General features: G+C 65.2%; 21 protein-coding genes, 1 other RNA gene and 1 pseudogene. 12 read left to right on the top strand and 11 right to left on the bottom strand.

Going from position 1 to position 23,195, the window contains the following annotated elements:
* The first annotated feature begins 296 nt into the window (after positions 1-296).
* Both ACE10Z_RS13005 and ACE10Z_RS13000 read left to right on the top strand, forming a co-directional pair.
* Positions 297-1,148, top strand: coding sequence for an N-acetylmuramoyl-L-alanine amidase (locus ACE10Z_RS13005; protein WP_375788266.1), 852 nt, complete (start codon positions 297-299; stop codon positions 1,146-1,148).
* 251 nt (positions 1,149-1,399) lie between these two features.
* A complete protein-coding gene (locus ACE10Z_RS13000; RefSeq protein ID WP_375788265.1) occupies positions 1,400-1,624 on the top strand; it encodes a hypothetical protein in 225 nt (74 codons plus the stop codon).
* An 83-nt stretch (positions 1,625-1,707) separates the two neighbouring features.
* Here the strand turns inward: ACE10Z_RS13000 and ACE10Z_RS12995 are convergent, their stop codons facing one another.
* Both ACE10Z_RS12995 and ACE10Z_RS12990 read right to left on the bottom strand, forming a co-directional pair.
* A complete protein-coding gene (locus ACE10Z_RS12995; RefSeq protein WP_375789819.1) occupies positions 1,708-2,943 on the bottom strand; it encodes an RNA polymerase sigma factor in 1,236 nt (411 codons plus the stop codon).
* 72 nt (positions 2,944-3,015) lie between these two features.
* Positions 3,016-3,372, bottom strand: coding sequence for a YciI family protein (locus ACE10Z_RS12990; protein ID WP_375788264.1), 357 nt, complete (start codon positions 3,370-3,372; stop codon positions 3,016-3,018).
* Between the two features lie 236 nt (positions 3,373-3,608).
* Between ACE10Z_RS12990 and ACE10Z_RS12985 the strand changes: the two genes are divergently transcribed.
* Both ACE10Z_RS12985 and ACE10Z_RS12980 read left to right on the top strand, forming a co-directional pair.
* Positions 3,609-3,764, top strand: coding sequence for a hypothetical protein (locus tag ACE10Z_RS12985; protein WP_375788262.1), 156 nt, complete (start codon positions 3,609-3,611; stop codon positions 3,762-3,764).
* Positions 3,765-3,771: 7 nt separating this feature from the next.
* Positions 3,772-3,972: a hypothetical protein gene (locus ACE10Z_RS12980; RefSeq protein WP_375788261.1), complete on the top strand. Its 201-nt coding sequence runs from the start codon at positions 3,772-3,774 to the stop codon at positions 3,970-3,972.
* Positions 3,973-3,993: 21 nt separating this feature from the next.
* On the opposite strand, the gene ACE10Z_RS12975 is transcribed toward ACE10Z_RS12980, so the two are convergent.
* Together ACE10Z_RS12975 and ACE10Z_RS12970 are read right to left on the bottom strand one after the other, a co-directional pair.
* A complete protein-coding gene (locus ACE10Z_RS12975; protein WP_375788260.1) occupies positions 3,994-4,428 on the bottom strand; it encodes a PAS domain-containing protein in 435 nt (144 codons plus the stop codon).
* 105 nt (positions 4,429-4,533) lie between these two features.
* Positions 4,534-5,432, bottom strand: a pseudogene (locus ACE10Z_RS12970) (LysR family transcriptional regulator).
* 134 nt (positions 5,433-5,566) lie between these two features.
* Between ACE10Z_RS12970 and rnpB the strand changes: the two are divergent.
* An RNA gene (rnpB, locus tag ACE10Z_RS12965) (RNase P RNA component class A) lies at positions 5,567-5,981 on the top strand.
* Between the two features lie 108 nt (positions 5,982-6,089).
* Here rnpB and ACE10Z_RS12960 read toward each other — a convergent pair.
* Together ACE10Z_RS12960 and ACE10Z_RS12955 are read right to left on the bottom strand one after the other, a co-directional pair.
* Entirely contained in the window at positions 6,090-7,541 is a 1,452-nt protein-coding gene (locus ACE10Z_RS12960) for a GntP family permease (RefSeq protein WP_375788259.1), read from the bottom strand.
* 4 nt (positions 7,542-7,545) lie between these two features.
* The gene (locus tag ACE10Z_RS12955; protein ID WP_375788258.1) at positions 7,546-8,565 is read right to left on the bottom strand and encodes a patatin-like phospholipase family protein; all 1,020 of its coding nucleotides are present in this window, start codon (positions 8,563-8,565) and stop codon (positions 7,546-7,548) included.
* Between the two features lie 230 nt (positions 8,566-8,795).
* Here ACE10Z_RS12955 and ACE10Z_RS12950 point away from each other — a divergent pair, with 230 nt between their 5' ends.
* A complete protein-coding gene (locus tag ACE10Z_RS12950; protein WP_092115930.1) occupies positions 8,796-8,975 on the top strand; it encodes a hypothetical protein in 180 nt (59 codons plus the stop codon).
* Between the two features lie 152 nt (positions 8,976-9,127).
* Complete coding sequence (locus ACE10Z_RS12945) at positions 9,128-9,655, top strand: hypothetical protein (RefSeq protein WP_375788257.1); 528 nt, start codon at positions 9,128-9,130, stop codon at positions 9,653-9,655.
* A gap of 66 nt (positions 9,656-9,721) precedes the next feature.
* Here the strand turns inward: ACE10Z_RS12945 and ACE10Z_RS12940 are convergent, their stop codons facing one another.
* Entirely contained in the window at positions 9,722-10,450 is a 729-nt protein-coding gene (locus ACE10Z_RS12940; protein WP_375788256.1) for an alpha/beta fold hydrolase, read from the bottom strand.
* A gap of 106 nt (positions 10,451-10,556) precedes the next feature.
* On the opposite strand from ACE10Z_RS12940, the gene ACE10Z_RS12935 reads away from it, so the two are divergent.
* Positions 10,557-11,300: a sulfite exporter TauE/SafE family protein gene (locus ACE10Z_RS12935; protein WP_375788255.1), complete on the top strand. Its 744-nt coding sequence runs from the start codon at positions 10,557-10,559 to the stop codon at positions 11,298-11,300.
* 51 nt (positions 11,301-11,351) lie between these two features.
* Here ACE10Z_RS12935 and ACE10Z_RS12930 read toward each other — a convergent pair whose 3' ends face one another.
* From ACE10Z_RS12930 to ACE10Z_RS12920, 3 genes are all read right to left on the bottom strand, one after another.
* On the bottom strand, positions 11,352-13,151 hold the full coding sequence (locus ACE10Z_RS12930) for an ABC transporter ATP-binding protein (protein WP_375788254.1): 1,800 nt from the start codon (positions 13,149-13,151) through the stop codon (positions 11,352-11,354).
* A 363-nt stretch (positions 13,152-13,514) separates the two neighbouring features.
* The gene (locus ACE10Z_RS12925) at positions 13,515-15,104 is read right to left on the bottom strand and encodes a DHA2 family efflux MFS transporter permease subunit (RefSeq protein ID WP_375788252.1); all 1,590 of its coding nucleotides are present in this window, start codon (positions 15,102-15,104) and stop codon (positions 13,515-13,517) included.
* A 50-nt stretch (positions 15,105-15,154) separates the two neighbouring features.
* The gene (locus ACE10Z_RS12920) at positions 15,155-16,417 is read right to left on the bottom strand and encodes an HlyD family secretion protein (RefSeq protein WP_375788251.1); all 1,263 of its coding nucleotides are present in this window, start codon (positions 16,415-16,417) and stop codon (positions 15,155-15,157) included.
* A gap of 241 nt (positions 16,418-16,658) precedes the next feature.
* Here ACE10Z_RS12920 and ACE10Z_RS12915 point away from each other — a divergent pair, with 241 nt between their 5' ends.
* The 4 genes from ACE10Z_RS12915 to ACE10Z_RS12900 all read left to right on the top strand — a co-directional run bounded on the left by ACE10Z_RS12915 (position 16,659) and on the right by ACE10Z_RS12900 (position 20,111).
* Positions 16,659-17,306 (top strand): TetR/AcrR family transcriptional regulator, encoded by a 648-nt coding sequence (locus ACE10Z_RS12915; protein WP_375788250.1) that lies wholly within the window; start codon positions 16,659-16,661, stop codon positions 17,304-17,306.
* A gap of 138 nt (positions 17,307-17,444) precedes the next feature.
* Positions 17,445-18,515 carry a helix-turn-helix transcriptional regulator gene (locus ACE10Z_RS12910; protein ID WP_375788249.1) on the top strand — a complete coding sequence of 357 codons (1,071 nt, stop codon included), beginning with the start codon at positions 17,445-17,447 and terminating at the stop codon, positions 18,513-18,515.
* A 136-nt stretch (positions 18,516-18,651) separates the two neighbouring features.
* Positions 18,652-19,494: a GNAT family N-acetyltransferase gene (locus tag ACE10Z_RS12905; RefSeq protein ID WP_375788248.1), complete on the top strand. Its 843-nt coding sequence runs from the start codon at positions 18,652-18,654 to the stop codon at positions 19,492-19,494.
* A 323-nt stretch (positions 19,495-19,817) separates the two neighbouring features.
* The gene (locus ACE10Z_RS12900) at positions 19,818-20,111 is read left to right on the top strand and encodes a hypothetical protein (protein WP_092115942.1); all 294 of its coding nucleotides are present in this window, start codon (positions 19,818-19,820) and stop codon (positions 20,109-20,111) included.
* A gap of 81 nt (positions 20,112-20,192) precedes the next feature.
* Here the strand turns inward: ACE10Z_RS12900 and ACE10Z_RS12895 are convergent, their stop codons facing one another.
* Positions 20,193-22,865, bottom strand: a complete 2,673-nt coding sequence (locus tag ACE10Z_RS12895) for an alpha/beta hydrolase fold domain-containing protein (protein ID WP_375788247.1) — start codon at positions 22,863-22,865, stop codon at positions 20,193-20,195.
* Between the last annotated feature and the right edge of the window lie 330 nt (positions 22,866-23,195).

The following is a 23,195-nucleotide window of genomic DNA, read 5'->3' as shown; positions in this document are numbered from 1 at the left end:
TCGCGCAACAGCGGACCTTGGCCGTCCCCCGAAACCGGTTCGGCACTTCACCTCTCAGTAACGGCACTTAACGTTAAGAAAACGTTGATGATCGGTTAGCGGAATCGCGCGACTTTGATCCGCATTCGAATGATACCCTCGGCCCTCGCTCCGGGCATCATTGCGCGGCTCATGGAGCGGACCCTGGAACCGGCAGGGCCGATTGCGCGGCCCGCACGGTAAAGGAATAGTAAACGCCTATTTGTTTATCCATATGTCAAAATGCTTTCTCCTGGTTCGGGTTTTGAGTGATTCGTATGGCTTCTGGTTCGTCCTCGTCCGGCAACGCTGATTCGAAGCGTCAGCGCGTCCTTCCTGTTCCGAAGGGCGTGGCCGACGTGGAGACGTTCACGCCGGATTCCTCGATCGCCTCCGACGTGATCCCGTCGGCGAACTTCGGCGACCGCGCCAACAACCGGCAGCCCGACATGATCGTGCTGCACTACACTGGCATGCCCGACGTCGAGGGCGCGATCGCCCAGCTCTGCACCGCCGGCACCGAAGTCTCGGCACATTACATCGTGCTCGAGGACGGCCGCATCGTGCAGTGCGTGCCGGAGAGCAAGCGCGCCTGGCACGCCGGCGTCTCGGCCTGGGCCGGCGAGGACGACATCAACTCCTGTTCGATCGGCGTCGAGATCGTCAATCGCGGCCACGATTGGGGCTATCCCGACTTCCCGCTGCGCCAGATCGCGGCCGTCATCGCGCTGTGCCGCGGCATCATGCTTCGGCGCAAGGTGGTCTCGCATCGCGTGCTCGGCCATTCCGACGTGGCGCCGGGACGCAAGAAGGATCCCGGCGAGAAATTCCCCTGGCACTCGCTGGCCAATTCCGGCGTCGGGCATTGGGTGCAGCCGGCGCCGATCGTGCGTGGCGACGCGCTGCAGCTCGGTGCGATCAGTGACAGCGTCTCCAACATGCAGGCCGCGTTCCGGCGCTACGGCTACAACATCCCGACCAACGGCAAGTTCGACGGCCCAACGATGGAGGTCGTCACCGCCTTCCAGCGTCACTTCCGCCCCGAGCGCGTCGACGGGATCGCCGACCGCTCCACCATGGCGACGCTGCACGCGCTGCTCGAGAGTCTGCCGCCGGACGCGGCGAGGTAGGCTCGGTCTTTCCATCGTCATTGCGAGGCGCCAACGGGTCGCGCGAAATGCGCGCCCGATGACAGGCTCCGCGACGACTTGTCCGCCGAAGCCTCGGCGAAGGCGGAAGCAATCCACGTTTCGGCGTGCGGCGCGATGGATTGCTTCGCTCCGCTCGCAATGACGCTTCCGGCCAAATCCTCACGCGCAAACTGGAACTTTTTTCCGTGTCCCGCCTTCTTATTTGGGGCGGTCTGAGTGGAGATTCGTCCATGTTCAAAACACTCATCACCGGAGCTGTCGCCATCGGCCTCATCGCAGCTCCAGTAGCCGCAGGTGCGATGTCGACCCAGGACAAGTCCATGTCGACCCATCACAAGACCCACAAGGTCCATCACGCGCAGAAGAAGATGATGGCGCCCGGCACCACGACCGGCATGTCGAGTGGAACGACGACCGGGCAATCGACCGGCGCCAAGGCCAAGACAGGGTACTGAGCACGTTCGACGCCGCGCGGCACACGGACCAGTGTTGATGCGAGAGGCGTGCCCTCGCGGACAGCGCACGAGATGAGGCGACGTCAGCCCATCTCGGCGATGCGGCGCGCGTAAAGCCGCCGCAACGGCTCCAGTTGCGTCGCGGCGGTGGCCGCAAGATAGGCCTGCCGCGCCTCGTCCTTGCGGCCGAGGCGGCGCAGCAGGTCGGCGCGCACCGCGGGCAGCTGGTCGTATCCCTTCAGGCTGCCGCGCGCGTCCAGCGCGTCGATCAGATCGAGCGCGCGCGCCGGGCCGTCGACCATCGACACCGCAGCGGCATGATTGAGCTCGATCACCGGTGACGGGCTGATGCGGAGCAGCACCTCATAGAGACCGGCGATCTGCGGCCAGTCGGTATCCTCATAGCTCGGCGCCCGCGCATGCAGCGCGGCGATCGCGGCCTGCACCGCGTAGGATTGCGGCCGGCCCGGCATCTGCAGCGCCGCCTCGACCAGCCTCACACCTTCGGCGATCTGCTGGAAATCCCATAGCGAACGGTCCTGCTCCTCGAGCAGCACGATGTCGCCATCCGCGGTCTGGCGGCCGGCGCGCCGCGCATCGTGCAGCAGCATCAATGCCAGCAGGCCCTTGATCTCGCCGCGCGCCGGAATCAACCCGTCGAGCAGCCGCGCCAGCCGGATCGCCTCACGCGCGAGATCGGGCCGCATCAGATCCTCGCCGGCGGTCGCGGCATAGCCTTCGGTGAAGACGAGATAGATCACCGCCAGCACGCCCGTAAGCCGCGGCTCCAGCGCCTCGCGCTCCGGCACCTCATAGGGAATGCCGGCGAGCTTGATCTTCTGCTTGGCGCGCAACAGGCGCTGCGCCATCGCGTCCTCGCTGACCAGGAACGCGCGCGCGACCTGCGCCGTGGTCAGACCGCACACCGTGCGCAAGGTCAGCGCAACCTGGACCTCCGCCGCAAACGACGGATGGCAGCAGGTGAAGATCAGCCTCAGCATGTCGTCATCGAGCGTTGCATCGGCCGGCTCGGGCGCCGCCTCCGCATCGAGCAGCAAGTGATGCGTCAATTCCTGCTGCTTGCCGCGAAACGAAACCGCGCGGCGGACGCGGTCGATCGCCTTGTTGCGGCCGACATTGACCAGCCAGGCGCGCGGATTGGCGGGGAATTCACCGATCGACCAGCGCTCGAGCGCGACCGCGAAGGCCTCCTGCAGGGAATCCTCGGCCAGGTCGAAATCGCCGACGAGACGGATCAGCGTTGCGAGCGCCCGGCCCGCCTCGTCGCGGAAGGTTTTCTCGATCTGGCTGGGGGTCATGGCCATCAATCGTTGCTCAACGGCCGCGCCAGGCGACGCGGCCGCTGCATTCATGATGCGATAATGCCGTCATCACGGGTTGTCGTAGATCATCACCGGCCTGACTTCGATCGAGCCGGTCTTGGCGCCGGGAATCCGCGCCGCGAGGCCGAGCGCGGTGTCGAGATCCTTGGCCTCGACCAGATAGTAGCCGCCGAGCTGTTCGCGGGTTTCCGCGAACGGCCCATCGGTCGTCAGCGTCTTGCCGTCGCGGACCCGCACGGTGGTTGCCGTCGACACCGGCTGCAGCCCGTCGCCGGCCTTGAAGTGCCCGCTCTGGATGATGGACTGGGTGTAGGCGCCGTACTCCGCCGTCACGGCCTTGCGGTCTTCAGCGGACATGTGGGCGTATTGCGCGTCGCTCCGGTAGATCAGCAGCAAATATTGCATCTCGTCTCTCCTCTTGATCGGCTGGATCGCCGACACCCAGTCGAACGGGCGGCCTGCAGGACGACAGGGGCAGGATAAATTATTTTGGCCGGCCCGCGCGAGCGCATCTGCGGCCCCGGCGGCGGGCGGACCGACTGATGCTTATATCTGATAATCCGATATCAACCGCCAATATTATTCGTTTGTTTAATTCATTGCCGCGCGTAGCCTTGGGCGGGATATCAGGAGGACAGGCCATGACATTACTGCCGCAGACTGCGACGCGCCTTTCGCGGCTCCTGCTGTGGGTGCTGTACCGGATCCTGCGCGGCCGGATCGTCGCGCAACCGGGCCACCGTGCCAGCCAGGTCGCCTCTGCGATCGCCGCGGCCGGCAATCCGCTCGGCGTGTGAACAGGCCATGCGACGAGGCATCACGCACCTGACGGCGCTGCGTCGGCTGATCGCCGATGAGGGGCTGACCATCGCGATCCTTGCGGCGGTCGCCTCGGCGACGGGAATCGCGTTTGGCTTCGGTGCGGAAGCCGACATTGTCGCCTCGATGCTGATCATCGGCCTCGTGACGGCGTTCGCGGAAGCCCGCCTGCGATCAGGAAAATAGCTGGCGTTGCCACCAGCAGCCTTACGAGGATGGGCCGCCCTGCTGCGCCGCGCGGCGCCGCAAGGCCTTCAGCTCATCGAACCGCTTGGTCACGTCGCGCATCACCGCCACGGTGCCGGCGACCTTGTGCTCCGCGTCATGCAGCATCACGATGGTGAATTCGACGGAGATGCGCGCGCCATCCTTGGTCAGCGCAGGCACCGACAACAGATCGCCCTGACCGTAACGGCTCGTCCCGGTCGCCATCGTGTGGCGGAAGCCGGCCCAGTGACGCGCGCGCAAGGCTTCCGGAATGATCAGGTCGAGCGATTGTCCGACGGCCTCCTCAGGCGTGAAGCCGAATACCCTGACCGCGCCGGGATTCCACACGGTGATGCGGCCTCTCGCATCGGTCGCAACGATCGCGTCGGACGCACCGTTGAGCAACGCATCTCCCACCGCTGCCGCAATGTCCATCGCCTGACCTCCTGCTGATCCCGATCCTGCTCTGGACTCTGACGAACGCGCTGACAAGCGAAGAATGCCGATGCAACCGATCGGCGATGCCGATATCAATCGCGGTCAGCGCCGCCGCCGCGTGCCGGGCCTGGCCCGCGGGGCCTCGGTGGCGGCCTGGACCTGAGATGCGGCGAGGCGATGCATGATCGCGATCGCGCGCGCCAGATGGTCGTCCTGGCGATCGGCCGGATAGGCGACATAGGCCGGCATTGCAAAGGTAGGAGCGCCGGCGACGGCGTGCAGCCGCCGCGCCTTCAGGAGCGGCTCCACGATGCGGCGCGCGAAGAAGCCGGAGCCGCCATTCTCCAGCACATGCTGCAATCCGAGCCAGCCGATATTCACCGTCAGCGCAGGACCAGCGAAGTTCGGAAACAGCGTCGCGTGACGCGCGTAGAATTCCGGCCCCCAGTCGACATAGACATAGCCCTGTCCCGGCTCCGGTGCACTCCTGGGATCGGTCGACACCAGGATGAGTTGCTCCTCGAACAGCTGCTCGACCTTGAGGCCGGGGCGGCTCTGCGGCGTGTACATCACGCCGATATCGATGCGTCCCTCGACCAGCCCCTGCATCAGTTCAGGCTCGAGCGCGCTCTCGGCGCGGATCGAGATGTCGGGATGCGCCCGCGTCATCAGCGGCAGCCAGCGCAGCAGATACTCTTCCCAAAGCCCGATGCGGCCGCCGACCACCAGGGTTGCGGAAAACCCCTTGGGGATTCCGACATCGTGGCGCGCCTGCTCGACGGTGCGGACCAGCACCGAGGCATGCCGCTGAAACTGCCGGCCGGCCGGCGTCAGGGTGGTGCGGCCTTGTTGCGCACGAACAGCACGCAGCCGAGCTGCTGCTCGAGGGTGTGAATGCGGGTGCTCACCGTCGACTGGCTGACATGAAGCCGTTCCGCCGCGGTGATAAAGTTGCCGGCGCTCACCACCGTCAGGAACGTCCGGGCCAGTTCGGTGTCCATGGCGCCTCAACCTTTGGTTCGATCAAGTCGATATCAAAGGCCTCACCTTCGCGGATGTCAAAATCGAGGGCCGGCGTCCGGTTAACCATCGCAATCGCTTGACGCGGGCGGCCAAAGCTCGCATGCACAGGCCGTCAGTCGGCCGGACGGCCGCTCCCGCTGGTGCCGAAAGGCCGCGGGGGAGGAAAGTCCGGGCTCCATCGACATGCGGTGCCGGATAACGTCCGGCGGGGGCGACCCCAGGGAAAGTGCCACAGAGAACGAACCGCTTCCTCCCCGGAGGAAGCAAGGGTGAAAAGGTGCGGTAAGAGCGCACCGCGTGTCCGGCAACGGAGACGGCATGGCAAACCACACCGGGAGCAAAACCGAATAGGGACGGCAACGCGGTTAGTTCGCGCACGCGCGATAACACCGCAGGGCGATGTCAGGCCCGCTGTCCGGGTAGGTTGCTCGAGGCAAGGTGCAAACCTTGTCCCAGAGGAATGGCCGTCGCGTACCATTCGCAAGAATGGTGCCCTACAGAACCCGGCTTACAGGCCGGCTGATATTTTGGAGTATGAAGGGCTCGGCGCAACACGCCGGGCCCTTCGCCATTTCCAGCAACTTCATTCCAGCTACGCGCGCCCGCGGCCGGTCGAGCCGCCCCATCGCCTTGCATCAGAACGACCCGAACGCGGTGCCGATTGCGATCACCGCGGCGAGAGCAATGACGGAACTCGCAATGCCGACCATGACGATGTCGAGATAGCTGTCGCGATGCTTGAGCCCGCAGATCGCAAGCAGGCTAACGACCGCGCCGTTGTGAGGCAGAATGTCCAGTGTTCCCGAGCCGATCACCGCGACGCGATGCAGAAGGCCGGGATCAATACCCGCCTCGGCGGCAAGAGCCATATAGGTCTTGCCCAGCGCATCGAGCGCAATCGTCAAGCCGCCAGAAGCCGACCCCGTCAGCGCGGCAAGGATGTTCGTCGCGACTGCGAGCGACACCAATGGGCCGCCCTCAATTCGCAACACCCACTCCCGCACCACGCCGAAAGCGGGAAGCGAGGCGATAACGGCGCCGAATCCGACAAGGCTTGCGACGCTCAGCGCCGGCAGCACCGACGCATTCGCACCGGCATCCATGGTTCGTCGTAGTGCGGGCAGTCGCGTCCAGTTGCAGAGTATGACCGTCACGATCGCCCCCGCCAACGCCACGACAACCGACCAGACGCCGGCCACGGCTGCCAGTGATGTATTTCCCCATCGCTGTTCGGCCAGGAACGAGAAATCAAGCCGGGGCAGGACAACGAGCGACATCAGCAGATTGACTGCGACAACGACGATCAAGGGAAGGATGGCGTTGAAGACCGGGACTGCCGCGTCGCTGTGATGTCCGTGGCGGATCTCCGCCGGGTCGAATTCTCGCGCCGTCGTCGCCCGCTCGCGCAACAACTCATCGTCGGCTGCATCCGCCGAAACCGGCGGCTCGTCGCCATAGCCCTCATTTGCGCGACGCGCCGCGTTCTCTGCGCGAAGAAGCCACCACAGCCCGACAACAAGCATGATCATCGATGCGACAACGCCAAGGCCCGGTGCGGCAAACGGAGTCGTGCCGAAGAAAGGCATCGGTATCGCATTCTGTATCGACGGCGTGCCCGGCAGCGCCGACATGGTAAAGGTCGAAGTCCCGAGAATAACCGCCGCCGGCACCAAACGACGCGGAATCCCTGCCGTGCGAAACAGCGACTGGGCCATCGGAACGATGACGAAGAACGCGACGAAGAGGCTGACGCCGCCGTAGGTGACTAGTGCACCCGCGAGCACGACCGCGAGGATGACACGGCGTTCGCCCAGACATCGGGAGATGAAGCCCGCGACCGCAGCGACCGCGCCGCTGTCATCCATGAGTTTCCCGAACACGGCGCCAAGCAGAAAAATAGGAAAGAACTGCGCGAGAAACTCCGACGCGCTGGCCATAAAGGTCTGCGTCCAGTTGGCAAGCAACGGCTCGCCACCGAAGGCTGCGGCCACCAACGCACAGAGCGGCGCGAGCAGCAGGACGCTCCAACCGCGGAACGCAAGACCGACCAGCAGTCCAAGCCCGACGAGAATGCCGAGTAGACCCATCGGCTCAGCACTCCGCCAGCAGAATATCCAGATCGGCGGTCGAGCGCTCACCGATATCGGCGCCATGCGCGTCGAGGAATTCGCCGGCGGCACGCCGCCCCTCCTCGTGCAGCTTGGTCACGAACGCCCATTCGGCATTGAGCTTGGATGATGAACCGAACGTCGCAAGCATGTCGCTCTTGATCCGATGCGTTTTCATCTGGGCCCAGCGGGCGCCCTCTCCGGTGCCGGGGTCGGCAACCTGACGAAGCAACGCGATCATCCGCAGCTCCTTTGCCAGCGGCGAATTGAATGAGATCTCGTTGAGCCGGTTGAGAATGTCAGCGGCCGTGCGCGGCTGCTCCGGCCGCTCGGTCGGGTTGATCTGGACCACGACCGTATCGTGTGCGTCGGTCTCGCGGACCAGCGGCGTGACCGTGGGATTGCCCGCATAGCCGCCGTCCCAATAGGGCTCGCCATCGATCTCGATCGCAGGAAACATCGTTGGCAGGCAGGCCGACGCGAGCAGGACATCCGCGGTAATCTCCGCGTTGCGAAAAATCCGCCCTCGCCCCGTACGGACCCGTGTGGCGGTTATGAAGAGCTTGATCGGCGCGCGCGCAAGACGCTCGAAATCGATGCTGTCGTTCAATATGTCGCGCAGCGGATTGAAGCCGAGGGGATTGAGGTCGTAGGGTGAAAGCATCCGCGACATCAAATCCGTGAAGAGATAGGCCGGAGAGCTGTCGAGCGACCAGCGTCCCATCAGACGGTCGAGCGGCGACCGTTGCAACGGACTGAATGCGGCGGCGCGTGAGACGCTTCGCCAGTACTTTTCAAGCGCTTCGCGTGCGCCCGCAGCGCCGCCCGCGGTCCAGCCATCCGCCAGCACGGCAGCATTCATCGCTCCGGCCGATGTTCCGGATATGCCCGCGATCTGAAACCATGATTCTTCAAGGAGCCGATCCAGGACACCCCATGTGAACGCGCCATGCGAGCCTCCACCTTGGAGCGCCAGATCTACGAGCACGGGGCTGCGGTTCATGAGGCCATGTTCACCAGCACGCGGGACGCTGATTATGTCGCGGTTTGGCGAAACATGCGAGACAAAGTTGCGGTGACCGTCCGGTCCCGATGGCGGACTTCGCGAAGGATGTTGCTTCATCGCGCCGCGAAGCGAACCAATCGCGTTGGTGCCGCCATAGGCGCACGTTTCTTAAAAGGCGACATAATGGGTTGGCGGGCGTAGGATATCTGCCTCGCGGAGGAACGCCGATGGACCTTCAGAAGATCATGGCGAAGGCACGAGATATCGCCAAGAGCACCGGCACGATCACGACCGAACAACTCAACGGGATGTGTCCCAACAATATGGAGCCCGAAGACATCGCGGCTCTCTTTACGGCCCTGCGGGCCGAGGGAATTCGCCTCAAGGACGACGATGCGGAAAAGTAGGAGTTCCGTGCCCGCACACTACGGCAAAGCGGCCGATCGTCGTGACCGAGGTGCTAGCCAAATTTGAGTCCCCGGCGGCGCTGGAGCTATGATCTGCTGAAGCTGGACGTGTCCTTCTGCCCGGATTCAAGAAATCAAGAGGAGGAATGGTAATGTCGGTCGCCTGCAAGTTCGAGCGCAGCATTCTCAACCACGAAGAATATGAAGCAATCCGCCTGACGCATCATCCCGCCATCTATGGCGTCGAGGTATCCGAGCTTGAAGCCATGCGCCCCCGCTTGCGCAAGATGCGCGACAAGGAGCGAACGGTCGGCCGGCAAAAGCAGCGAGAGAGCCGCGGAAAAGCCGAGGCTCGCGGGACAAGCTTTCCGGGAACCGCCAAGCATGCTTCAGAGCGGAAGCAAGTGTTCGCAGCGGCGTTGAAGCGGGTGAACACGGAGCTCAGGCGTCAGCACAATCTGGCGACCCGGACCGCGCATGTCGAAGCAGCTCGAAAGGCCCTCGCGCTGCACCGAGCCGCGAACTTCACGACCCGTCCTCCGGCCGGATCGACCGCAGGCGAAGGCATGGCTTCGAAGCCGAGCGAACGCCGAAGGAAGATCATTGCGGGCGCGAAAATCGGACGCGTGTCGCAAGCGACGAAAGTCGCTCAGGCGGTGCGCGACACGCGTGGCGCATGAGCCCGGGCGAACAAGCGCACCCGATCGATTCCGGGACGATTCGCATCGCCCCGGAATGACGGCTCGTCAGGAAACGATCTCCTGCAGCAGCGCCATCAGCGCCTCAGGCGCCGTGACGTTCGGCGAGTGGCTGGCGTCAATCTCGAAATAGCGCCAGCCGGGTTCATTCTTGATGCGCCTGGCGAACTGGCCGAACGTATCGGCTTGGGTGGTGCGGGTGGCGTAGACGTAGCTGCGCGGCAATTTCGTCTCGCCGTGTTGCAGCTTCAGCTTTTGCTCGAAGCATTTGATCGGCATGTCGACGCGGCGCGCGGTGAGCCACTCGACATCTGCGGCAGACGTATCCGGCGGCGTCGGCATCGGCGGGATGCGCCAGCCGTCGCCGTCGCTTGCGAGCTCGCGCATGGTCTCGATCGACGGCTCGTTGAGGTCGAACAGGGACTGGCCGTCGCGCGGCACGAAGGCGTCGATATAGATCATCTGCACGATGCGCTCGCGCACCCGGTCGGCGACGCCGGTCGCGACCATGCCGCCATAGGAATGGCCGATCAGCACGATGTCGCGCAGATCTTCGTACGAAATGACGCTGAGCACGTCCTGGATATGCGCCTCGAGGTCGAGTCCTTGATGCGCAAGGTGCGCGCGCTCGCCGAGCCCGGTGTAGCTCGGCGTAACCAGCCGGTGCCCGGCAGCCTGCATCAGGGGATGCATCTTCTTCCACGCCCATCCGGCTGACCAGGCGCCGTGACAGATCAGAAAGGTTTTGGACGAACTCGCAGTCATGCTCGCAGTCATGGGGATGCTTCCATTCCGATTATCGTTGATGGGCCGCGATTTTGAAGTGTACCCGCCGGCTGCGTCGTGTAAACGTCGCGGCAATGAACAAAACAACGAGACGAGGATGAACCCGGCAAGCTACGCGGTCCTGTTCTTCGGCGCGCTTGCCGGCGGCTTCGTTTCCGGTCTTGCCGGCTTCGGCACCGCGCTGATGGCGCTCGGCATCTGGCTCTATGTGCTGCCGCCGACGCTTGCGGTGCCGCTGGTGCTGGTGTGCTCGGTCATCGCGCAGGTTTCGACGCTGCCGTCGATCTGGAAGACCATCGACTTCCGCCTGGTCTGGCCGTTCGTCATCTGCGGCCTCGCCGGCGTGCCGATCGGCATCTTGCTGATCGCCCGCGCCGACCCCGAGGTCTTCAAGCTGACGATCGGCGTCTTTCTGCTGGTGTTCCCGACCTTGCTGTTCCTGCAGCGCAAACCGATGTCGATCGCCTTCGGCGGCAAATGGGCCGATGGCGCGATCGGATTTGCCGGCGGCATCCTCGGCGGCCTCGCCGGACTGTCCGGCCCGCTCCCGATCCTGTGGGCGAGCCTGCGCGGCTGGGGCAAGCAGCAACGCCGCGGCGTGTTTCAGATCTTCAACTTCACGATCCTGGCCGCCGCGCTTCTGGTCCAGATCGTAAGCGGCCTGGTGAACCCCGAATTGATCTGGCTCGTGGCCTGCGCGTTTCCGGGAACGCTGCTCGGCGCCTGGCTCGGCTCGCGGCTCTACCACGCGCTCAGCGACCGCAATTTTTCCGACGTCGTGCTGGTGCTGCTGTTCCTGTCCGGCGTGGCGCTGGTGTGGAACGGGCTGGCGCCGCGGTAGCGCGCGGCGCGTGGCTGCCGGAGATCAATCCGCCAGCCACGCGCCACTGCCTTATTCCGCCGCCGCCTGGCCGAACTCGGTCGCTTGCCGCTCGAACAGGCCGCGGTAGATGCCGCCCTGTCGTGCGGCAAGCACATCGTGCGTGCCCTGCTCGACGATCTCGCCGCGATCGAACACCAGGATGCGATCCATGCTGCGCACGGTCGACAGCCGGTGCGCGATCACGATCGAGGTGCGGCCCTTCATCAGCCGCTCCATCGCCTGCTGGATCAGCGCCTCGGATTCCGAATCGAGGCTCGAGGTCGCCTCGTCCAGGATCAGGATCGGCGCATCCGCCAGGAAGGCACGCGCCAGCGCCACGCGCTGCCGCTCGCCGCCCGACAGCTTGACGCCGCGCTCGCCCACCAGCGTGCCGTAATCCTTCGGCAGCCGCATGATGAAGTCGTGAGCATTGGCAAGCCGCGCCGACTGCTCGATCGCGTCCATGCTGGCGCCGGGCCGGCCATAGGCGATGTTCTCCGCCAGCGTGCGATGAAACAGGATCGGCTCCTGCTGCACGATCGCGATCTGGCTGCGCAGCGATTGCTGCGTCGCCTTGGCGATATCCTGACCGTCGATCAGGATCCGGCCGGCGGAGACGTCGTAGAGCCGCTGCACCAGCTTGACGAAGGTCGTCTTGCCGGAGCCGGAGCGCCCGACGAGGCCAACGCGCTCGCCGGCATCGATGTCGACCGACAGCCCGTCATAGAGCGGCAAGCGATGGCCGCCATAGTGGAACGTGACGTCGTCGAACACGATGCGGCCGCCCTGGATGTCGATCGTCCTGGCATCGACGGCATCGACGATGCCGAGCGGCTCGCCATGGATCTGCACCAGCTCCTCCATGTCGTTGACCGAACGCTGCAGGTTGTTGATGTGCATGCCGACATCGCGCAGATACGCGTGGATGATGTAGTAGCTGGTCAGCACATAGGTGACGTCGCCCGGCGTGGCGCGGCCGGCCGCCCACAGCAGGATCGCGCCGCCGATCACCGAAGCGCGGAAGCACAACAGCACCAGCAGCTGCGCCGTCGAGGTGTGGTTGTAGCGGAGCCAGGTCCGCCGCACCCGCCGGCGCCAGCGGCTGATGACGCCGTCGAGCCGCACGTCCTCGCGCGTCTCGGCGCCGAACGACTTCACCACCGCGTTGCAGGTCAAGGCGTCGGCCAGCGTGCCGCCGACCTTGGTGTCCCACGCATTGGAGACGCGCGCGGCTGGCGCGACGTAGCGCACCTGGAACACCATGGTCATCGCGACATAGATCACCGAACCCACGGCGATCACCGCGCCGAGCTGCGGCCAGTGCAGCCCGAGCAGGATCATCGAGCCGAGCAGCACGACGAGCGACGGCAACAGCGCCATCAGGATGGTGTCGTTCAACAGGTCGAGCGCCCACATGCCGCGCGTGATCTTGCGCACGGTGGAGCCCGCGAACGAATTGGCGTGCCAGTCGGTCGAGAAGCGCTGCACGCGCATGAAGGCCTGCTGCCCGACATCGGACATCGTCTTCAACGTGAACGGCACGATGGTCTGGATACCGACCAGCCGCAGCAGCAGGGACAGCGCGCCGAGGCCGACGATGGCGCCGAACGCCAGCATCGCCGCATGGCGCGCGGCGGCATCCGTCGCCCCCGCGGTCAGCGCGTCGACCAGATGACCGGAAAACACCGGCATGAACAGGTCGGCGGCGGTTGCACCGAGGAAGCCCGCCGTCACGGCGAAGGCGCGCAGCGGCTGCTCCAGCCAATGGCGGAACACGAATGGCAGGACGATCCGGATCGCGGCCGGTCGCTTGGTCGTCAGAGAGGTCATGGCACATTCCGGCCACGCTTCTGCAGCGCAAGCCGGCTCCATCTGAGGCGACATGCGGACGGAATCCGGCCGCTTATGTCGCTGGAAATTGTAGATAACGTGCTGGGAAGTTTGGGTGATCGGGGATCAGGCCCGATCAGCGCCGGGAGCTAACGCGAAGGCGCGTCAAGCACCGTCGAACGCGGGCGCGCGATCTGCGAAATAAACGACTTCATGCGCATCTCCCGGGTTCGAGTAAGGAATGGGCTGCTTATAAATGCATCACGCGCGATTGGCAAGATGACAAGCGCGTGAGTGCGCCAATGTGTCGGCGATGCAACGCTCTGCACGCGACCGGGCGGACTGCGCGCGAAGCCGACGCGCTCAATGCGCGTCGCCGCCGCCTGCGGTCATCGACGGCGGCTTGTTGACGAACAGCACCAGCAGGCTGAGGCCGACATAGAACAACGACAGCATGAAGAAGGCGTCGCCATAGCTCATCACCTGGGCCTGGCGGTGCACGAGCTGCGAGAGCTGCTTCATCGCCATGGTGGCGGAATCGCCCATGCCCTGCAGGCGCTGGGCGAAATTGTTGAGGGTCTCGACCGCGGTGGCGTTGCCCCAAGTCACCCGATCCTGCAGCCGCGAGATGTGCAGATCGGTGCGGTCGTTGAGCGCCTCGTTGATCACGGCGAGCCCGACCGCGCCGCCGAGATTGCGCATCAGGTTGAACAGGCCGGAGGCGTTCTTGACGCGGTCCTGCGGCAGCGTGGCGAGCGCGATGTTGTTGGTCGGCACCATCGCGCACATCATGCCGATGCCGCGCAGGATCTGCGGCACCAGGAGCTCGTAGAAATCGTACTCGCGCGTGATCCAGGTCATCTGCCAGGAGCCGAGCGCGAAGGTGACGAGGCCGAAGGCGATGATGTAGCGCAGATCGACCTTCTGCATCAGACGGCCGACCACCGGCGCCATGAAGAACATCGTCATGCCGGAGATGAACATGGTCTCGCCGATCATCAGCGCGCTGTAGCCGCGGATCTCGGCGAGATAGCGCGGATAGACGTAGGTCAGGCCGTAGAGCCCGATGCCGATGCAGAACTGCAGCACGCAGCCGACCGCGAAGTTGCGGTTGGAGAAGGCATAGAGATCGACGATCGGCTCCTCCGCGGTCAGCACCCGCCAGAAGAAGGCGACCGCCGAGACGAAGCCGATCGCGGCGCAGATCGCCACCGAAGTGTCCTGCAGCCACTCATATTGCGGGCCTTCCTCGAGCACATATTCGAGCGAGCCTAGGAAGCCGCCCATGAAGATCAGCCCCCACCAGTCGAAGCGCTCGAGCAGCGCGAAGTTCGGCTGGTCGAAATCGATCAGCGCGAGCACGCCGATGGTGATGATGACGCCGGGCACGATGTTGATGAAGAACAGCCAGTGCCACGACATCAGATCCGTGATGTAGCCGCCGACGGTCGGCCCAACGGTCGGCGCCAGCGTCGCGACCAGCCCGATGATCGGCGCCACGATGTAGAACTTGGAGCGCGGGAAGATCGTGTAGGCCGAGGCGAACACGGTCGGGATCATGCCGGCGCCGAGGAAGCCCTGCAGCGCGCGCCACAGGATCATCTGCTCGATCGAGGAGGCGAAGCCGCACAAGAGGCTGGACGCCGTGAAGCCGAACGCCGAGATCGCAAACAGCAGCCGGGTGCCGAGCGCGCGCGACAGGAAGCCGGACAGCGGGATCGCGATCACCTCGGCGATCAGATAGGCGGTCTGCACCCACGACACTTCGGTCGAAGATGCCGACAGGCCGGCCTGGATCTCGGTGAGCGAGGCCGAGACGATCTGGATGTCCAGGATCGACATGAACATGCCGAACACCATGATGATGAAGGCGACCACCCGCTTGGGCTGGAGCCGCTCGGACTCCGAAGCGCCGGTCATCATCGAGGGCGAAGCAGTGGTCGCGTCGGCCATGGGCTCATCAGGCTCCGCGCTTCGAACCCGCGGTTCGAAGCTTCAAGGCATCACTGCGGATGGATCATCATCGGCGCGTCGAGGTCGGTATCGGCGTCCGCGTCGGCCGCGCCCTCTCGCGTGTCGACGGTGGTGTATACCGACATCCCGGCGCGCAGCATGCCCTGCTTCGCGACGCTGTTCGGCACCCGGATGCGGACCGGCAGGCGCTGCACGATCTTGGTGAAGTTGCCGGTGGCGTTGTCGGGCGGCAGCAGCGTGAACACCGAGCCTGCCGCCGGCGAGATGCTGTCGACGATGCCGGTGAACTTGCGGAAGCCGTAGGCGTCGACCTTGATCGTCACCCGCTGTCCGGTGCGGATGCGCTTGAGCTGGGTCTCTTTGTAGTTCGCGTCGATGAAGACGCCGTCGAGCGGCACCACATTGCCGAGCCGCTGGCCGACATTGATGTAATCGCCGGTGTTGACCAGGCGGTTGGAGAAGGTGCCGTCGACCGGCGCACGCACCTTCGTGAAATCGAGATCGCGCTCGGCCCTGGCGAGCTGGGTCTGCAATTCGGCGAGCTGGGCGCGGGCCTCGGCCTGCTGCGCCTTGGTCACCTCGACATTGTCCTTGGCCGCATCATAGGCCGCCTGCGCCGAGCGCACCGCAGCCGCACCCTGGTCGCGGCCCGCTTCCGACACTTCGAAGGTGGCGCGCGAGGCGAAGCCCTTGGTGCTCAGCGCCTGCTGGCGATCGAAATCGAGATCGGCGCGCTTCAGACCAGCCTGGGCGGAGACGAGCTGCGCCTGCGCCTGCTCGACCGCGCTCACCGCGGCGGCAACCTGGCGGCCGATGCGCTCGATCGTCGCCTGCTGGGTCCCGATCCTGGTGCGGGCGGCGTCGACCGCGATGCGATAGTCGCCGTCGTCGATCCGGAAGATCACATCGCCGGCGCGCACCACCGCGTTGTCGCCGGGCAGGATCGCCGCGATATGGCCCGCGACGCGCGCGCCGAGCATGGTGTTGTTGGCGCGGACATAGGCGTCGTCGGTCGAGATGTAGAAGCGCCCGACCATCAGATAGTAGGCGGCATAGCTCGCGGCGGCGAGCGCCAGCAGCCCGACCACGCCCATCATCACGAATTTGCGCTTGCCGGACTTCGGCGCTGCGGCGGCGGGCGATGCCGCCGGCTGCGCGGGCGCAGAAGCGGGCGGCGCCTCAGCAGGACGTTTGTCACCGGGACCCTTGTCGCCGGGACTCTTGGCCTCGTCGGTTCTGGCCTGCTCGCTGAGATCGGCGGATGCGTCGCGCGCGATCGCGTCCTCAGCCATTTCAGGCTCGGAACGAACAATGCGTGCAGCCTGATCCCGCGCTGCGGCCATAACCGAGGCTCCCCAGAAAAAATCTCGACGCCCGCAATGGCGGAAGAAGGGCCGTGCGGCGCATCGTCACTCCCACCAATACCATTGACCGAACGGTTCGGTCAATCTACATTCCCGCCCAGCGGATTATAAGGCTTCGATTCTTCCCGGACTGATTCTGGGTTGGGTTCTTTCGTGAGAAGCTAAATCAATGGTTGCAGCGCCCACAAACCCCCTCCACCTCGTCGTCGGCGACGAGGAGTCCTCGAAGCGTCGCCAGATCCTGGACGGCGCCCGCAAGGTATTCCTGGAGCTCGGCTTCGACGGCGCCAGCATGGGCGAGATCGCCCGCGCCGCCGCCGTCTCCAAGGGCACGCTGTACGTGTATTTCCCCGACAAGGCCGGGCTGTTCGCGGCGATCGTTGAGGAGGAAAAGCGCGAGCAGGGCAAGGTCGCCTTCAACTTCGATCCGGCACGCGACGTCGACACCACCCTCCCCGAATTCGGCCGTGCCTATGTCGCGGTGCTGTGCCGGCCCGGCGGCGGCTCGGCGATCCGCACCGTGATGGCGATCGCCGAGCGGATGCCCGAGCTCGGCAGCCGGTTCTACACCCATGTGATCGCCCACACCGTCGACCGCTTCGCCGCCTATCTCGAGGCGCGCGCCGCGCTCGGCGAGCTCGTGATCGACGACTATCAGCTCGCGGCCTGGCAGTTCATGCAGATGTGCCAGGCCACGCTGTTCCAGGCGTTTATCTTCCAGGCCAATCCGTCGCCCTCGCCGGAGCGGATCGCTGATGTCGTCGACAGCGCGGCGCGGGTGTTCTTCGCGGCGTACCGGCCAAAGCAAGCTGATTGAACCCCCGCCGTCGCAAGACAGGCGAGTGACGACCCAATACGACTATTTCCTTTGGCAGGACCGCAACTTGGCGCTTGTCGCGCGACGCCACCTCGCGCAACAATTCCCTGCATGAACGGGGATATCGACCCAGATCGAATGTCCAGCGTGATGGCGCGGCTGGGGGACGCAGTGGTCGACCCGACGGCGTGGACCGACATCATGACGTCGATCTGCGAAGCGGTGGGCGCAACCGGCGCCGTGCTGCTGCAAAGCGACGTGCGGACACCGGACGTGCCGCGCACCGCGTCGACCGAAGAGATGGTGCAGCATTACTTCGCACACAACTGGCATGAGCAGGATTCGCGCGCTTCGGGCGTTCCGCGAGCAATGGCCGGCGAAGTGATCACCGATCAGGACTTGCTGACGCCCGAGCAGATCCGGTCGGATCCGATGTACAATGAGGTGCTGTATCCGTTCGGCTTCAAATGGTTCGCCGGCATCGGCTTCTGGGCCGACAGCGCACCGTGGGTGCTGACGTTGCAGCGCACCGGAGAGGAAGGACATTTCGAGACACGCGAGACGCGGCTGCTGACGCAGCTGGGGCCGCGCCTGACGGAGACAGCGACACTGTCGACTGCGGTCGGCCGCATCGCGCTCGCCTCCATGACCGGCATTCTCGACCGGGTGCGGCAGCCGGCCGTCGCACTCGATCGCGCGGGCCTCGTGATCGATCGCAACGAAGCCGCCGATGCCGGCTTCGATGCGGACATCAGGATCAGGGATCGCCGGCTGATCGTGCGCGACAGAGCGGCACAGGCGCGGCTTGATCAGGTCGTCGATCTGATCCGCGCCGCACCCGAGCGCATGGCGCTGCCAATCGAGCCAATCCTGATCCGCCGTACGCAAAAGGGGCCGGTGGTTCTGCGCGTGTTGCCGGTCGACGGTGCGGCACGCAACGTCTTCCTCGGCGCGCGGGCGATGCTGGTCTTCGTCAATTTGACGCCACACCCGATGCCCGAGCCCGGCTTGATCGCGCAGGCATTCGACCTCACGCCGGCAGAAGCGCGGCTGGTGGCGCTGCTCGCGGGCGGCCTCTCGATCGCCGACGCTGCCGAACGGCTCGGGATCGTTCGCGACACGGCACGCAACCAGTTGAAGTCGGCCTTCGCCAAAACCGGCACGCACCGCCAGCCCGAACTGGTCAGCCTCGTCCTTCGGATCGCCTGAGCATGGCGCCGCACCGGCGCGGTCCCTGCGGCCCCCTCAGCTTGACTGACCCGCACTCTTTAGGCCTCCAAGGGGGATTGTTCTCCCGCCGTCGATGTGCACGATCAACAACACCGGCGCGAAGAGATCATCGGCCATGAACGAGATCATCATACGCACGATGCATTCCGACGAAATCGCGCTCGCGATCGACTGGGCCGCGGCGGAGGGATGGAATCCCGGTCTCGCCGATGCGGCCTGCTTTGCCGCCGAAGACCCACAGGGCTTCTTCATCGGCGAACTCGACGGCCAGCCTGCCGCTGTGATCTCCTGCGTCAACTACGGCGCGGGTTTCGCTTTCCTCGGCTTCTACATCGTGCGCCCGGATCTGCGCGGCCGCGGTTACGGTCTGAAGATCTGGAATGCGGCCATCGCGCACGCGGGGCCGCGCGTGATCGGGCTCGATGGCGTGGTGGCGCAGCAGGCGAACTACCAAAAGTCCGGCTTCGCGCTCGCTTACGCCAACGTGCGCTACGGCGGCACGGTCGCAGCACCTCCGGCGCCGAACGCCGGCATCGTCGCGCTGGCCGATCTGCCTGTCACGCTGGTCGAGGCCGACGACGCCACGGCGTTTCCCGCGCCGCGTCCGGCCTTCCTGCGTGCCTGGATCAATACGCCGGGACATGTCGGGCGCGCGCTGATGCGCGACGGCAGGCTGGCCGGCTGGGGTGTGATCCGTCCGTGCCGCACCGGCCGCAAGATCGGTCCGCTGGTCGCCGACGACCGCGCCGGCGCGGAGACCATCCTGTCGGCATTGCTCGCGAGCGCAGGCGGCGGCGAGATATTCCTCGATGTCCCCGCGGTCAACCGCGACGCCGTGGCGCTGGCGCAGGACCTCGGACTGTCGCCGGTGTTCGAGACCGCGCGGATGTACACCGGCGCGATTCCGCCATTGCGGATCGATCGCGTGTTCGGCGTCACGACGTTCGAGCTCGGCTAGTGTCCCGAATCCGAAGTTCGTATCATTCGCCGCACCTTCGGAGCGAACTTCGGATTCGATAAGGACACTAGCAAACTTATGATTCTAGTGTGCTTTATGAATGCGAAGTTCGTGAAAGCGGCTGCCGCGAAATCGCACGAACTTCGCATTCAGCACACTAGAGAAACCTCTGCGTTCAAATGCCGCACGATCGCGGACGCGGTTCCTGTGAAGCGGCTCATAACGCGATTATTCAATAGGGGAATACACCTCTGGTTGAGCGAGAGAGCCAGTTCGGCGCACTTCCGCGCGCTGCGCTCGTCCGCAACAGAAGGAGGTGTCGCATGGCGTTCCTGTTTTTCAATTTCCGCAGCATGGGCCTCAGCGAGGCGCTCGCCAATGTCGGCGAGCTCAAGGGCGTCGTCGCCAACACGCTGAAGCAGAACGGCTTCACCGATGTCGTCAATACCCAGTCGGAGGTCGCCGGCAACAAGAACGGCGTTCGCGTGTCCATCCTGCATCTGCACAATGTCGATCGGCAGTTCTGGCAGGTGTTCATGGCCGGCGGCGATACCGCGGCCACCAAGCAGACGCTCGACGACGTCGTGAACAAGGTCGAGCACCTCGCCTTTCTCTAGAACCGGTCCTGATTGAATCGGAGCTCCGGAGTCCGAGTCGTGCGAAATCCCCGCGGGCAAGCCGCGGGGATTTGCACCCCCCTAGTTCGCCGCGGCGTTGACCTTCGGCGCCGCGACGTTGTCCTGCTCCAGCTCCTCGGGCAGTCCGGCGAAACGCCTTAGCGCCTTCGCCATCTTCACGCGACCGGCAACGCCGGTGATGATGACGTCGACCATCACGAACGACGAGTGGAAGTGGCCGTGTGCCTTGAGCTGCTCGACCTTGACGCCGGCTTTCGCGAGCGCGTCGCCATAGGCAATGCCCTCGTCGCGCAGCGGATCGAACTCGCTGGTCGCGATGAATGCCGGCGGCAGTCCCTCGAGCTTGCCGCGCAACGGCGCGACACGCGGATCGGTGCGATCGGCCGGCGAGCAGTACAGGTCCCAGAACCAGAACATCAGCCCGCGGGTCAGGAAGTAGCCGGCCGCGTTGTCGACATAGGACGGCCGGTCGAACGAGGAATCGGTGACCGGGCAGATCAAGAGCTGGCCTGCGATCTCGGGCCCGCCGCGATCGCGCGCGAGCTGGCAGGTGACGGCCGCGATGTTGCCGCCGGCGCTCCAGCCCGCGACCAGCACCGGCCCTGCCCGGCCGCCGAGCTCGGCGGTGTGGGCTGCGATCCAGCGCGTCGCCGCATAGCCGTCCTCGGCCGCAGCCGGGAAGCGATGCTCGGGCGCGTGGCGATAGCCCACGCTGACGATGATCATGCCGGTGCGCCGGCACAGATCGCGGCAGAACGGATCGTCCGACAGCTCGTCGCCGAGCACCCAGCCGCCGCCGTGGAAATACACCACGATCGGATGCGGCCCCGGCGTCGCCGGCCGGTAGAGCTTGTACGGCAGCGGACCGTCGGCGCCTTGCAGCATGCCGGTGCCGACCTCACCGACCGGACGGCCGGCAGGACGGCCCTTGTTGAACTCGTTGAGGAAGTCGCGCGCGCCTTGCGCGCCCATCGTCTCGATCGGCGGCAGGTTCATCTCGCCGAGCATGCCCAGCACCAGCCGCACATCGGGCTGCAAGCGCACCACCTCGCCGTCATTGCACTGCTCGGCAACGCCGGGACCGGAGAGCTTGAAGCCGAGCATGCCGCGCCCGACAACCTCGTTGCAGATGCTGCGATACGGGCCGACGCCACCGGTATAGGGCATCACGCCCTGCGGTTTGCCGGGCACGTTGGCGCCTGTGTACCAGGTGTTGGCGAGCCGGTGCAGCGTCAGTGTCGCGCAATCGGCCATGTGGCGTTCCCAGCCGGCCTGCGCGGTCTCGGTGGCTTCCATCGTGGTGAAGCCGGCGTCGCGCAGCGCGGCGATGCGGTCGACCACCCAGTCGACATGCTGCTCGATCGAGACAGCCATGTTCGACAGCACCGACGGGCTGCCGGGACCGGTGATCATGAACAGATTGGGGAAGCCCGCGACGGTGACGCCGAGATAGGTCTGCGGTCCGTGCGACCATAAATCCGACAGCGACTTGCCGCCGCGGCCGGAGATCGGATGCACCGCCATGATCGCGCCGGTCATCGCGTCGAAGCCGGTGGCGAACACGATGACGTCGACATCGAAGCTGCGCTTGTCGGTCGAGATGCCGCCGGCGGTGATCGCCTTGATCGGCTCCTGCCGCAGATTGACCAGAGTCACGTTCGGACGGTTGTAGGTCGCATAGTAGTTGGTATCGAGGCAGGGGCGCTTGGCGCCGAACGGATGATCGTGCGGGGCGAGCGCCGCGGCCGTCTCCGGATCCTTGACCACGGCACCGATCTTCTCGCGGATCAGATCCGCGACCAGCCGGTTGCCGTCGACATCGACCGCCTGGTCGGCCCAGAGCTGGGAAAGGATGTGGACGAGGTCGCCCGCCGCCCACGCCTTCTCGAACCGCTCGCGGCGCTCGGCATCGCTCAATTGCCAGCTCACCACGGTCTGCTGCGGATACGGCACGCCGGCCATCGACCAGCGCGCCTGCTCGCGATAGGCTGCGCGGTCGGTCTCGAAGAAGGTCTTGCGATCCTCCGGCGCCGGACCGTTGCCGGCCGGCAATGCGAAGTTCGGCGTGCGCTGGAACACGGTGAGTTGCGCGGCCTGCTCGGCGATCAGCGGGATCGACTGAATGCCCGACGATCCGGTGCCGATCACGGCAACGCGCTTGCCCTTCAGATCCACACCCTGATGCGGCCAGCGGCCGGTGAAATAGATCTCGCCCTTGAAATCCTTGACGCCGTCGATCTCCGGCGGCTTCGGCGACGACAGGCAGCCGGTCGCCATGATGTAGTAACGGCACGAGACGTTGGCGCCGTTGTTGGTGGAGATCTGCCAGCGCGCAGTCGCATCATCCCAGGTCGCCTGCGTGACCTTGGTGCCGAACCTGATGTCACGGCGGAGATCGTAGCGGTCGGCGACGAAGCCGAGATAGCGCAGGATTTCCGGCTGCGTCGCGTACTTCTCCGACCAGGTCCACGCCTGATCGAGCTCGGGATCGAACGTGTAGCTGTAATCGATCGTCTGGATGTCGCAGCGCGCGCCGGGATACCGGTTCCAGTACCAGGTGCCGCCGACATCGGCGCCCTCTTCGAGCGCAACCGCCGAGAAGCCCGCCTTGCGCAGCCGATGCAGCAGATAGAGACCGGCGAAACCAGCGCCGACGACCGCGACGTCGACCTGCTGCGTGGTTCCGCTGTGCGTGGAGTCCGAAGCGCGTGCTGCAACTGCTGCGTCTGGCATGCCATTCCTCCCGTATGTTTTGATTTGACGGAAGGCTAGCCCTGCGCTTTCAGTTTGTCATCACGACAAACGCAATCTGAGGTCGCCGCAATTGTGACGCGTGCAGCCTGGAGTGTGACGCGCAGCGCGTAGACGCAAGTGGTGAGCGGGCACGTTGCGGCAAGGCCGTGTCAAAGTCGAGCGATCGAATCTAGACCCGTCACCCTGAGGAGGCCGCGCAGCGGCCGTCTCGAAGGGTGGATGGCCCGGCTGTAGCGTCGGGGGCCGTGCATCCTTCGAGACGCGCGCAAGAGCGCGCTCCTCAGGATGACGGGGTGATTGCTCAGCTTG

Source organism: Bradyrhizobium sp. Pha-3 (assembly GCF_042258615.1).
GTDB lineage: Bacteria > Pseudomonadota > Alphaproteobacteria > Rhizobiales > Xanthobacteraceae > Bradyrhizobium.
This window is presented reverse-complemented; position numbering and strand designations above follow the sequence as displayed.